The organism is Bradyrhizobium sp. 41S5 (genome assembly GCF_011516665.3).
Taxonomy (GTDB): domain Bacteria; phylum Pseudomonadota; class Alphaproteobacteria; order Rhizobiales; family Xanthobacteraceae; genus Bradyrhizobium; species Bradyrhizobium quebecense.
The window spans coordinates 5,338,262-5,350,384 of sequence record NZ_CP083721.1 but is presented as its reverse complement, the minus strand read 5'-3'; the positions used below and the strand labels follow the sequence as shown (position 1 = coordinate 5,350,384).

General features: G+C 60.9%; 10 protein-coding genes and 2 pseudogenes. 2 read left to right on the top strand and 10 right to left on the bottom strand.

Annotation, left to right across the window (positions count from 1 at the left end; genetic code table 11):
* The first annotated feature begins 406 nt into the window (after window positions 1-406).
* Window positions 407-1,240: a DUF1194 domain-containing protein gene (locus HAP47_RS26100; protein ID WP_173642142.1), complete on the top strand. Its 834-nt coding sequence runs from the start codon at window positions 407-409 to the stop codon at window positions 1,238-1,240.
* Window positions 1,241-1,323: 83 nt separating this feature from the next.
* On the opposite strand, the gene HAP47_RS26095 is transcribed toward HAP47_RS26100, so the two are convergent.
* From HAP47_RS26095 to HAP47_RS26080, 4 genes and pseudogenes are all read right to left on the bottom strand, one after another.
* Window positions 1,324-2,010, bottom strand: coding sequence for a hypothetical protein (locus HAP47_RS26095; RefSeq protein WP_173642143.1), 687 nt, complete (start codon window positions 2,008-2,010; stop codon window positions 1,324-1,326).
* Window positions 2,011-3,820: 1,810 nt separating this feature from the next.
* Window positions 3,821-4,743: pseudogene (gene ligD / locus HAP47_RS26090) on the bottom strand (non-homologous end-joining DNA ligase).
* Window positions 4,744-4,745: 2 nt separating this feature from the next.
* Window positions 4,746-5,108 (bottom strand): hypothetical protein, encoded by a 363-nt coding sequence (locus tag HAP47_RS26085; protein ID WP_231168379.1) that lies wholly within the window; start codon window positions 5,106-5,108, stop codon window positions 4,746-4,748.
* Window positions 5,109-5,300: 192 nt separating this feature from the next.
* Entirely contained in the window at window positions 5,301-6,398 is a 1,098-nt protein-coding gene (locus tag HAP47_RS26080; RefSeq protein WP_173642145.1) for a site-specific integrase, read from the bottom strand.
* A 185-nt stretch (window positions 6,399-6,583) separates the two neighbouring features.
* On the opposite strand from HAP47_RS26080, the gene dusA reads away from it, so the two are divergent.
* Window positions 6,584-7,543, top strand: a complete 960-nt coding sequence (gene dusA, locus HAP47_RS26075) for a tRNA dihydrouridine(20/20a) synthase DusA (protein WP_231168378.1) — start codon at window positions 6,584-6,586, stop codon at window positions 7,541-7,543.
* Between the two features lie 9 nt (window positions 7,544-7,552).
* Here dusA and HAP47_RS26070 read toward each other — a convergent pair whose 3' ends face one another.
* The 6 genes and pseudogenes from HAP47_RS26070 to HAP47_RS26050 form a co-directional block, all read right to left on the bottom strand.
* Complete coding sequence (locus HAP47_RS26070) at window positions 7,553-8,470, bottom strand: LysR family transcriptional regulator (RefSeq protein WP_231168377.1); 918 nt, start codon at window positions 8,468-8,470, stop codon at window positions 7,553-7,555.
* 165 nt (window positions 8,471-8,635) lie between these two features.
* A complete protein-coding gene (locus tag HAP47_RS26065) occupies window positions 8,636-9,814 on the bottom strand; it encodes a muconate/chloromuconate family cycloisomerase (protein ID WP_173642147.1) in 1,179 nt (392 codons plus the stop codon).
* Between the two features lie 68 nt (window positions 9,815-9,882).
* On the bottom strand, window positions 9,883-10,350 hold the full coding sequence (locus tag HAP47_RS41640; RefSeq protein WP_371821823.1) for a dioxygenase family protein: 468 nt from the start codon (window positions 10,348-10,350) through the stop codon (window positions 9,883-9,885).
* A 182-nt stretch (window positions 10,351-10,532) separates the two neighbouring features.
* A pseudogene (locus HAP47_RS41635) lies at window positions 10,533-10,646 on the bottom strand (dioxygenase); the annotation flags it as partial.
* A 176-nt stretch (window positions 10,647-10,822) separates the two neighbouring features.
* On the bottom strand, window positions 10,823-11,347 hold the full coding sequence (locus HAP47_RS26055; protein WP_173642148.1) for a flavin reductase family protein: 525 nt from the start codon (window positions 11,345-11,347) through the stop codon (window positions 10,823-10,825).
* Window positions 11,344-11,961, bottom strand: a complete 618-nt coding sequence (locus tag HAP47_RS26050; protein WP_231168376.1) for an FAD synthetase — start codon at window positions 11,959-11,961, stop codon at window positions 11,344-11,346. The genes HAP47_RS26055 and HAP47_RS26050 overlap by 4 nt, the downstream gene beginning before the upstream one ends.
* Window positions 11,962-12,123 lie beyond the last annotated feature (162 nt).

Sequence of the window (12,123 nt, the reverse complement as noted above, 5' to 3'; positions counted from 1 at the left end):
CGCCAGCGGACGTCTCTGTTCCTGCTCGGCCGAGCCCGCAAATGATCAGCGCGTGCTGGATGTCCTCGGGCGCCGGCATGTTCTTGACAACTCGCTCCATATCTATCGCGGCAATCGGTTGTCAATCTCTGGACCGGCGGAAGCTGATGTCTTCAAAGAATCCTGAGCCAGAAAGCTTTGCCTAGTAATGGGTGATGATTTCGCCAAAGGACGCGCCAGCGCTCATCAAGGATTGGCTCTGGAGCAGCTGGGGAATTGTATGTTTCTTTTGAATTATTCGATCTTGAGAACGATACACCGGACAGACAAGGGCGGTACGCACATTTCTTAGAGGTCGGGTCTCCGTCCCGGCGGATTTGAATGGCTCCGCCATCCGTGTCACCTTTGGTCCGTTCTGGAGGTTACGATGCGCTGGACTATGTCAATCGGAGCTATGCTCGTCGTAGGAGTCATCTCGGCGGGCGCGGCCGGACCGAGAGACCTCGGCTCTCAACGAAGCGACGGCAGGGAAGCTTCCGTATCGGTGGATCTTGAGCTTGTTATCGCTGTTGACGTTTCTTACTCGATGGATTTAGACGAATTGGCCGTTCAGCGCGAAGGGTATGCCGAGGCGATCTCCTCAAAGGAATTTCTTCAGGCCCTCAAGCAAGGATCGACTAGCAAGATAGCTGTCACATACTTCGAGTGGTCGGCGTCGAGCGACCAGAAAGTCATTATTCCTTGGCGTGTGATTGATGGGCCGGAATCCGCTGGAGCGGTGGCGGATGAAATCATGAAAGCCCCATTGCACAGAGGTTCACGTACATCAATCTCTGGCGCGATCAATTTCGCCGTTCCGCTGTTCGACGAGAATCGGTTTTTGGGATCGCGACGCGTGATCGACATTTCTGGTGACGGTCCCAATAACAATGGCATCCCTGTAACCATTGCACGTGATGCCGCAATTGAGAAAGGCATTGCCATCAATGGCCTCCCGATCATGATCAAGGAACCGTCGACTAACGCCATGGATATCAATAATCTCGATTGGTACTACGAGGACTGCGTGATTGGAGGGCCGGGTTCGTTTGTGGTCTCCATCAAGTTGCGCGACGAGATGAAAGAGGCAATTCGAACCAAGTTAGTCTTTGAGGTAGCGGGTCGCGCGCCCGAGCGGTTGGTCGTTCCAGTTATAGAGAATGAGCCGCGCGTACCCTGCTGGATTGGAGAGAAGATTTGGCAAGACCGTTGGGGGCGCTAGATCTCTATGAATTTCTTAGTCCGTTCCGCATTCGCGAGCGGGTCTGAGCGGGGGCGCGTGAGAATGATGGCAACCCACCGCCCCTAGGATGGCCGTTCAACGAAGGCGACGGCTTTGTTGCTATAAGTCCATATCGCACCGTCGCGTTTGCTAATCCCGAGAAACGCGGTCTTTGTACCGGCATATTTCATGTCCATGTTGCCGCCGTCGATGCCATAGGCCCAAGGGTCGAGGCAGAGAAACTCTGTGACCTTGTTGTCGGCTCCTGCGGTGCGGTGGCCGACGATGCCGACATAGTGGGCACCGCCGAGTGAGGCTCGTACCGGCACCTTGTTTTCGAGGTTCTTGATTGTCCAATCCACCGCTTTGCCGGGATCGCGACCCGCGCTCACCTGGTCGCGCGCCGTCGGTTCGACCATTTTCCAGCCCATGTAGCGGACGAATACGATCTTGAGGATCGAACCGCACCAATATTCATTGCTCACTGCCTTCAGGAAGCCGCCATTGTTCTGGTTCCATGGCAGCTTGCTCTTCTTGTAGTTTTCCATCGACTCGTCCGCGGTCGCCAGCAGAATGGGACGGGTGTTAACCGGCTCGTCCACCAACATTTCATAAACGCGATGGCGGTTGTCCAATTCGTCGCCGGGATCTTGGTTGCTGTAGAACTTGCGATAAGCAGCGGGCGCCTTTGCCGCGGTCGTGACGCTGTGGAAATAGTGCCAGATCAGGTCGGTTTTCCACGAGGGGTCGCGAGTATGGGCGTCGGACATGGAGACCCTCCATTTACTGCTCCAGCGGCTTTGCGACCTCTTGCAGCGGCAGTCAGACGAGGCGCGCTGAAAGATTCGTCGATGCTGGATTGACAACGGTTGGCCTTGTAGCAGTGTGTCAGATTGCCGCAGGCATGAACATGCTGAGCCGTTTTGGCGGGGATGAAGTCCCGGGTCTCGGCAGCATCATCGGGCGCCTGAGCTCGAATTGGAGCTGATACGATCGCCGAGAAATGGCCGCTCATCTAGTCGGAGGTCAATGCAGTTTCCTGCGGGCATGACCAATGAGACCGGCGTGCCGGTGGACTCCGGAACTTCATCCCGACTGCTGCCAAAATGCGGGTTTAGGCGGCCAATCTGAGTCCAGTATTTTTGCGCGCGGCCAAGATCGGGCCACCATGGCGCCGATTGTGCGCGGAGGAAATAGCTTATCGTTACTTGGGGGTCGCCGCGGAGGCGGCGGCCTTACACTCCGAAGGAATGTCTCATCTGACTCGCGATGCGCTGAACGGCATCCATATATTGCCCATGATTGAAATGCTGATCGGTAACGAAAAGAACAAAAATGATGCCGGCAGCTAGCAACAAGCCCTTCATGAAACCCACGCTCCCTCAAGGCCTTGGCGGCTCCAAATGTCGTGACGATTCTGGCATTCTATTAGGGACTTCCGTCCGCGTTGGTTCTGGCAATCGGCTCGCTTCCGACGTTCTGTTGTCGCGCACCATCCAGCCAGCAAGTCGAGCGTAACCGCGCCTCAGCGCCGGTATGAACCATTCCCCTGGTTCGTCTCGATCCATGGGCTCAACGATAACGAGGCCGGATTTAGGGAACCTTAACCCGTTATCACCGGAGAACTCCGGATGCCCCTATAAGGATTGATTAGGGTGTCGAATTTACCTTTTCGGTCGGTGTCGACCTTGCCCAGGTTCCTGACCTTAATTGTGATGCCTTGGAGTGCGGCCCCGTCACCTTCTCAGCGTGCGGGGGTCTTTCCGTTGCTCCGACTACATGAACAACAAGACAAAGATGAGCACGGAAAAGCTTCCGGTTTCGGCTGTCAGAATCTCGTCGGCATATTGCAGGTCGAAACGTGACCGTGTCAGATGCAAAAATGGCCCCAGCGAGGAGGCCACTGTGGCCGAGTTGCGCGCGGAGCAAGCCCGACGAACGATCCTACGCGTGGCTTACTTCTTCATGTGCTCCTTGGACATCGCGCCGTCCTTGGACATGGTGCCGCCGCTATTGCCCGTCGTGCCTTCCCTCTCTTTCGGATCATTCTGCGTCGCGCCTGGATTTGCCGCGCTCGGACTGCTGGACGCGCCCTGACCCGAGGTCGCGGCCGGGGAGTCTCCGCCACCGCCGCCGCCTCCGCCACCGCCGCCTTGTGCGGATGCCGTCGCAATTGAGCTAACTATGAATGCGGTCGCCAACGCGATCTTTGCGATTCTCATGTGGTCGTTTTCTTCCTGTTTTAATAGAACAGACTAGAAAGCTGGGGCTATTTGCGATCGTTCCTAAAACGATCGCAATGATGCTTCGGAGGCGAACTTGCGCTCGGCGCCTGCCGGAATTCTCGAGAGGCTTTCTGGAAATTAGCGTTCGCGATTCAGCGGCGCCTATTGCGCTTGTCGAACATGTTGCGGAACCCGCGCGGCAGCTTTGGCACTTCTCCATCAGCCGGCTTTTTGCAGGCCGAGCACGCTGCGCCGGCGCCGCCGCAGGTGCAGGCGTGATTGCCGGTCCAAGGTTGATCCGGGTGGCTCTCGCAGACCCACAGGGTGTCATCGCAAAGGATGCAGCGGCTCTGGCTCATAAGTCCTCCCGCACGCCGCGAAAGAACGGATGCCGCACCTTACCCTCGGCGGATTTGGCGCGGTACTCGATCTCGGCCACCACCTTGGGCTCCACCCAGAGCGCCTTGTGGGCGATGCGCTTCGTACAGGGCTGCGTCTTCCGGACTAGCGGCGTGAGGCGCTTCCGGAGATCGGCGGCCGAGGTCTTATCGAAGCCATGGTCGACCTTGCCGGCGTAGATCAGCTCGTCGCCTTTGCGGCGGCCGACATAGATGCCGTCCCATTTGTTGCCGTCGAGCGCGAAGCCGGCGATCGTCAAGGTCTCGCGCTGGGCGCAGGTTTTCTTGACCCAGTCGCGGCTGCGCGCGCCGGTCGGATACACGCTGTCCCTGACCTTCGACACGACGCCTTCGAGGCCCAACTTGCAGGCGTGGGCGAACATCTCAGGGCCATCGACATCGAAGCTTTCGCTCAACTGGATGTCCGTGCCCGCGACCAGCGTTTTCAAGACGGCCTTTCGCTCGATCAGCGGCAGCTTTCGCAGGTCGCGCCCATTGAGAAACAGAAGATCGAAGGCGACCAACACGATCTTGGTCGAGCTGCTGCGAAGCTCGTTCTGTAAGACCGAGAAGTCGGTACCGCCGCTTGCTGAAGGCACCACAACCTCGCCATCGATGATCGCTGACGCTGCTGAGACGTGCCAGGCATCGCGGGCGATTTTCTTGAATCGTTTCGTCCAATCAGGACCGCGGCGGGTATAGATCTTCACCTCTTCATTGGCGAGGTGAACCTGGACGCGATAGCCATCGAATTGATCTCATGCACCCAGCGTTCGCCGCTGGGCACCCTGTCGATGGACGTAGCCAATGCGGGCGCAATGAAGCCGGGAAACAGCGCCTTGATGCCGATCGCCGCCGGCCTTTTGCGCTGGAGCGGTATGCCTAGACCAGACGGAGCGTGAGCTGGCGCCGATCTCCACCGGTATGGCGATCGACGAAGGCCTGCAGGTGCGACGGAACGTCCGTCAGCTGGAGATCGCATCGGCGTTGGATCTCCGTTGCGATGTCCTCCGAGACGTCCTCTGACCAGCGCTCCGACGTATTGAAGGCGGCCACCCGGATGGGATTTGAGTACTCGCCGGCGAGCATCTCCTGGATGACGGTCTCAAGGTCTGCGGTCTCAAGGTCGGTTTCTCGCCAGGCGCGGCCGATGCGACCAAAGTCGTCGGCGACGAGGTAAACGGTCTGATCATCGCTTGGGAGGATCGACGGTGTCCAACTAGACCGACGCATAAATGACTCCACGCAACAGAACCGGGATTCAAGTGGGCGGCGGCTGATTCGTTCCGCGGCGGCTAGCGCCACGAAGGAACCGCGAGTAGCGACCCCGCGTTCAGCCTACGTTACGACGTGGTCCGTCTCTACGACGATCATTCGAGATCATCCTTCATCTCGAAGATTGAACAAGACGTGGTAGCCTGCGAACGCGCGTGCCCTTTAGCTTGCCGCCAGCGTTGCAAGGAACTGCTCCATTGAGGGCTGCGCGGCTTTCTGCATCTTGTGCAGATCCTCGGGCTTGAGATTTGTATAGCGACGCAACATTCGCCAATCCTTATGGCCCGTCACCATAGCGACCTGCTGTATTGAGAAACCCGCTTCGAAGAGTCTGCTTGTCCCTTCGTGGCGCAAATCGTGAAAGCATAGATCATCAATCTCGATGGCATTGCAGGACCTGCGAAACGCAGCTCCTACGGACTTCGAGTGGTAAGGAAAGACTCGTCCGAGGCCGCGCGTGAGGATCCGTTGCTCCAGCATAATCTGCCAGGCATCATAGCCGGTTGAATTGAGGAGAGGGACTACTTGATGGTTTCCGTCCTTCCGCCGCGGATCCTTGCGGTCGCGAATGTTGACTATTCGCTTCGACATGTCTACGTCAGACCACTCGATCCGACAGATCTCTGCTTGCCGCATGGCCGTTGCCACAGCGAAGCGAACAATTCTACCCAAAGGCAGAAACTGCTGCGGGTTAGATTCGGCATATCCGATCAGCCGATCAAGTTCGTCCTGAGTGGGGCGCCGATCTCGTTCGTTTGACTTTCCGATCAGATCCAGGTGCTTGAGGGCAGCTCTAGCCAGTTGGACGTTCTCGACGGAAACGTTGATCCCATGGACGGCGGCAGCGTGAAGCAGGATCGTTCGGATGAATGCGAAATCTATCGCAAGGGTGGCCGGTCCAGCGCCTTCGGCAGCTCGCTTTCGTCCGAACTCAATCAGTCTCTCCCGGGTCATGTCTTTGAGGTTTGTCCGTCCAAGCGAGGTTTTGAGTGCCTTGAGCACCATGGACTTGGATCGTCGGACGGGTTTGCCGACCTCGGCAAGATCGTCGAGATGCAGCGCGATCAAATCGGAAAAGATGCGACGCTGCTCAAAAGGTCGGGAACGACGGATTGGGGTGCCGCGATCGATAGAGCGCTCCACATTAAGTGCCCACTCTTCAGCATCGCGCCGCCGAACGAATGTGTTTGCGACATACTCGTTTTTTCTCCTGACCTGAACGCGCCAGCTTCCCGATTTGAGTTTTGTAAAGGTCGGCATTGCGTGTGCACTCCACCCCGATTTCGTGTGCGCTACGTGTGCACCGCGAGATCAAATGCGGTACAAGCGTGTGCAATTTTGGCTAGTTTGGAGTGCACACAGAGCGCACACGTTCCTGATCTAGTCCGTTGAAATGATAGGGTAAGTATTTGGAATATCAAGATTATCGCTTTTCCGTGGCGCCCATGATGGACTGGACGGACCGGCATTGCCGGGTCTTCCATCGTCTGATGTCGCGGCGGGCGCGGCTCTATACGGAGATGCTGACCACGGGCGCTGTGATCCACGGCGACCGGGCGCGGCTGCTCGGCTTCGACGCCAGCGAGCATCCGGTGGCGCTGCAGCTCGGCGGTTCCGATCCGCGCGATCTCGCGACTGCCGCGCGGATCGGCGAGGATTTCGGCTATGACGAGATCAATCTCAATGTCGGCTGTCCGTCCGATCGGGTGAAGGACGGCCGTTTCGGCGCCTGCCTGATGGCGGAGCCCGCGCTGGTCGCCGTGGGCGTTGCGGCGATGAAGCGCGCAGTGAAGGTTCCTGTCACGGTGAAGTGCCGGATCGGCATCGACGACCAGGATCCGGAAGTTGCGCTCGATACGCTGGCACGCGGCGTGATTGCCGCGGGCGCGGACGCGCTCGTCGTGCATGCGCGCAAGGCCTGGCTCAACGGATTGTCGCCAAAGGAGAACCGCGACATCCCACCGCTCGACTACGATCGCGTCTATCGCCTCAAGGCGGTGCTGCCGAACGTGCCCATCATCATCAACGGCGGCATCACGAGCCTCGCCGAAGCGAAGCAGCATCTGGCGCGAGTCGATGGCGTGATGCTGGGGCGGGCGGCCTATCAGGAGCCGTGGCGGCTGCTGACAGTCGATTCTGAGCTGTTCGGTGAAACGCCGCCGCACGCCACGATGAAGGACGTGTTCGCGGCGATGCTGCCGTATATCGAGCGGCAACTCGCCGAGGGCACGCGGCTGCATTCGATCACGCGCCACTTCGTCGGTGCTTTCCACGGCGTGCCCGGCGCGCGCGCGTTCCGCAGGCATCTCGCGGAGAACGGCGTTCGGCCGGGTGCCGGGATCGACGTGCTGCGCGAGGCGATCGCACGCGTCGACGATCGCGCCCTGGCGGCGGTCGCGGCCTGACGGCGCAGGCTATTGTCTGCGCTGACGCCGCGTGACGTCGTGTGCGACCTTCAGGAAGTTGAAGAGGTGCGGCATCCGGTTGTCGCGCCGGTAGTTCAGCGACAGCGCGGTGCCGGGATTGTGTCCCTCATAGGCGCGATAGGCGACGCCGGGGCGTTCCGCCTGCGAGACGGATTGCGGCACCAGCGCGATGCCGACGCCAACCGACACCAGGCTGATCGCGGTCTGATAATCCTGCGCCAGCACCTGCGACTTCGGAATGAAGCCCTCTTCGAGGCAGATGTTGAGGATGTGGTCGGCGAAGCTCGGGCGCGGCTTGCGCGGATAAAGGACGAACGTCTCGGCCTTGAGCGCCGACAGACGCGTGACCTGCTGCTCGAGCAGCGGCGAGGTGTCGGACAGTGCGAGGATCAGCGGTTCCTGCAGCAGCGGCTCCGACTTCAATTCCTCGTCGTCGAGCGAGGGGCGGGCGACCGCGATATCGATCTCGCGCTGGATCACGGCGCGTTTCTGTTCGGCATTGTTCATCGCCGAGAGCGCCAGCTCGACGTCGGGATAGGCCGAGCGAAACGCCTTGATCACGTTGGGCAGCACGCCATAGGTCGCCGATCCGACGAAGGCGACGCGCAGGTGACCCGAAAAGCCTTCTCCGATCCGCTTGATTTCGCGGTGCGTCCGGTCGAGCCGCTCCAGCACATCGCGTGCACGCTCCAGCAGAACGCTGCCGGCCTGGGTCAGCCGGATCTGGCTTCGGCTCCGGTCAATGAGCGTGACGCCGAGATCGCTCTCCAGCTGCGCAATCTGCCGGCTGAGCGGCGGCTGGGCGATCGCGAGCCGTGATGCGGCGCGTCCGAAATGCAGTTCCTCGGCGACGGCGACGAAATAGACCAGTCGCCTGAGATCCATGACGTCGTCGCGATCGGTCACGGTCAGTCGAATATTTGCCCGCGCGCTTCGGCGGAAGCTGCGGGAAAGGCCTGCCGGGTTTGATATCGCGTGGTCATCGGCACATGATCGAGACGGTTGTTCCGGCGGGAAGACTGGGCGGACATCCATGGATTGTCAATTGTCCGCCGGGACGATGCCATCTGTCTAATCCTTCCGGGCGAAGGCACGGATCTTGTCCTCGTCGACCTCGACGCCGAGGCCCGGGCCATCGGGCACGCAGATCTCGAACGCGTCGAATCTGATCGGGGTGACGACGAGATCTTCCATGAGGATCCGCGGGCCGAAATGCTCGCTGCCCCATTCGAGCCTGGGCAGGGTGGCGAATGCGGCAAGATGCGCGGCCGCGCCGATGCTGCTCTCCAGCAGACAGCCGCCGTAGAGCTCGAGGCCGTGTGCGGCCGCGACCGCCGCGGCGCGCTTCATCTCGAACAAGCCGCCGCTCTTCACGAGCTTCAGCGAATAGACGCTGCCGCACCCCATCGTGGCGACGCGGGCGATCTCCTCCTTGGTGAAGGCCGCTTCGTCGACAAGCAACGGGATGGAGGTGCGCGCCGCGACACGCGCCATGGCTTCCAGCTGCAGCGCCGAGACCGGCTGTTCGACCAGAGCGACGTCCAGTTCCTCAAGCGCCGGCATGAAGCGGATGCATTCGGCTTCGGTCCAGCCCTGGTTGACATCGACGATCAGGCGGACCTCGTCGCCGAGACCGGCGCGCAGCGTCTGCAAGCGCTTCAGATCCGCCGGTGGGCGGTTGAAGCCGAACTTGATCTTGAACTGGCGGTGTTCGCGGCGCCGCAGCTTCTCCTTCGCCTCCTCCAGCTCCTGGCCGCTGTCGCCCGAAGCCAGCGCCCAGCTCACCTCCATGCGCTGGCGAACCGCACCACCGAGCAGCGCGCTGGCGGGGAGGCCGAGCGTCTTGCCGGCGGCGTCGAGCAGGGCGGATTCGATCGCGCCCTTGGCCGCGAAATTGCGGGTCGCGGCCTTGCTCATGCGCAAGCCATTGGCTTCGAAGGCGAGGGCAGGCTGCCCGAGCAGCACCGGCGCCAGGTAATTCGTCACCGCAGCCTTGATCGATTCCACGCTCTCCTCGGCCCAGCGCGGCCCGCCGAGCGTCGAGGCTTCGCCGATACCCGTCACGCCATTGTCGAGCAGCACGCGCACCAGAACGTAGCCCTGATGCGTGACTTCCGTGTTCGAAAGCTTGTGCCGCCGGCGGGTCGGCGCTTCCACGATGGTGGCGCGGATACCGCGGATCGCAGTGTCCCTTGCGAAGTTCCGCACTGGCTCCACGGGCTCGGCGATTTCGATTACGGCACGACTCATGGGTCCTCGCAGGTTAGTTCAAGGTGAACCCTGCCAGGCTTTCCAGGCCTGGCAGGGCGTGGTGGGTATCACTCGGCCGCGACGAGGCGCTCGACCGCCGCCTTCTTGAGCTTGAAATCGAAATCGAGAACGAGATCGGTGTCGGCGCCGGCCGGAGCCTTCGCGAACTTGCCGATCAGGCTCTGCTTCACGGCGAACACCGAGTCGTTGTCGAGATACTTGGTCTCGGAATCGTAGATCTGCGAGATCAGCGATTGATAGCCGTCCTTGGAGAGCATGAAGTGGATGTGGCCCGGACGCCAGGGATGGTGACCCATGTATTTCAGGAGCTCGCCGCCCGCGCCGTCATAGGGGATCGGATAGGGCTCGGGACGGAGCGCCACGAAGGCGTATTCGCCGTTGGCGTCGGTGGTGAACCGTCCGCGCAGATTATAGGCCGGCTGTTCGGGGTCTTGCAGGTCGTAGAGCCCGTTCGGCGCGTCTTCCCAGACGTCGATGGTGACGCCCTCGATCGGCCGGCCCGCGGTGTCGCTGATGCGTCCGCTGACCTTGACGGTCTGTGCGTTGTCGAACGTCTTCTTGATGATGGAAGCGCCCTTGGCAGCACCGGCGGGTTCTCCCGGTAGAACGGCCCGAGCACGGTGGACTCGCTCTCACCATCGGTGACCCGGTGGTCGAGCATGTCGACCAGCACCTCGATGCCGAGAATGTCAGCGATCAGGATGAACTCGTTGCGCTTCTCGTCCGAGATGTCGCCGGCGCGCCGCAGGAATTCGCAGGCCGCGAACCACTCGGCGAAGGTCAGGTCGACCTCCTTGCAGAAGGCGTGCATGTGGCGGATCAGGCTCGTCATGATCTGACGGTTGCGATCCGGAATGTCCTTCGAGAGCGCGGCGATCACATGGTCGGTGATGGTGTCCTTGTTGACGTTCAGCATGGTCGTTTCCTCCTTTTCTTGCAGTTTGCTCAAACTTGCATCCCCGTTTTCGGGAATATCGGCTGGCGGTTTCACCAGATAAATTCGTAGCCGGCATTCTCCAGCATCGCGGGTGCGGGGTGAGGGTCGACAAGGCCGCCGAACCGGCCGCGGAAGAACAGCAGCGGCTTCTTGCTGGGCTCCAGGGACATCTCGCGCACCTTGCCGAGGAAGATGGTGTGATCTCCCGCGATGATCTCATCAGCAAGATCGGTCACGAAACATGCCGCTGCATGGGCGATGACCGGCAGGTCATCGCGGCGTTCGAAGACGTCGCGGAGGTCGAGCTTGGGCCTGCCGGCGAAATGCCAGGCGAGGTCCTCCATTCCCTCGGCGAGGACGCTGACTGCAAAGCGGCCGGTCTTCTGGATGTTGCGGAGCATCTTGGCGCTCTTCGCGACCGAGATCGCGACCAGCGGCGGTTCGAGCGAGACCGACATGAAGGCGTTGGCCGTCATGCCGTGGTCGCGGCCCTCACAATGCGTCGTGATGATGGTGACGCCAGTGCCGAACTGGCCGCAGGCGTTGCGCAGTTCTCGCGGATCGATGGCGGTCATTGGTTGGCGACCTCCAGTTGGGCCAAGCCGGAGCGATTGGCTGGTGGCGCGGTCACGATATCTCTCCAGTTTTCCAGCGCCGCCGCGGCGGCCGCAAGGCCGGATCGCCGCAAGCTCCGGATCCGGCTGCTCGAGACGATCTCGCCGTTGCCGCAGCGCACCGGCGACAGGATGCGCGTGTCGAAATGTTGCCGCAGCAGCTGCGCGGTGCCGCCCTTGCAGGACCCGAAGCGGAAGTCCTCGCCGACGATCACTTCACGCGGTCGCAGACGCCGCAACTCGGCGAGGAAATCGGCTGCGCTGCGGCGGACGTAGATCTCATTGAAATCGGCGACGACGATGTGGTCCGGTGCGAATGTTGCGATGCGCTCGAGCTTTTCGCGCAGCGAGATCAGCGCCTCGGCCTGGCCGAAATACACCTTTGGCGGTGGATCGAAGGTGTAGACCACCGCAGGAACGAGGCGGCGCTGCGCTGCCGCAATGGTCTGCCGGAGCAATTCCTGATGCCCGCGATGAACGCCATCGAACGCGCCGATGGTCACGACGCTTGCCGTGAGGGCCAATTCGCCATCGCGATGGAAAGCGACAGCAGCGCTGTCAAAACCCTTGCCCATGGTTCGCTCCGGTTTTCGCTCCCTTGCCGTGCTGCGCGATTGCTGCGTCAGCTGCGGCGTTGCGTCGGCCGGACGATCATTGCCGTTCGGTCCGTGCCACCTGAGTCATAGCCCGAGCCGCGGCGGTTCGCGCGGTATGGTGTGATACCTTTCGCCCGCTCC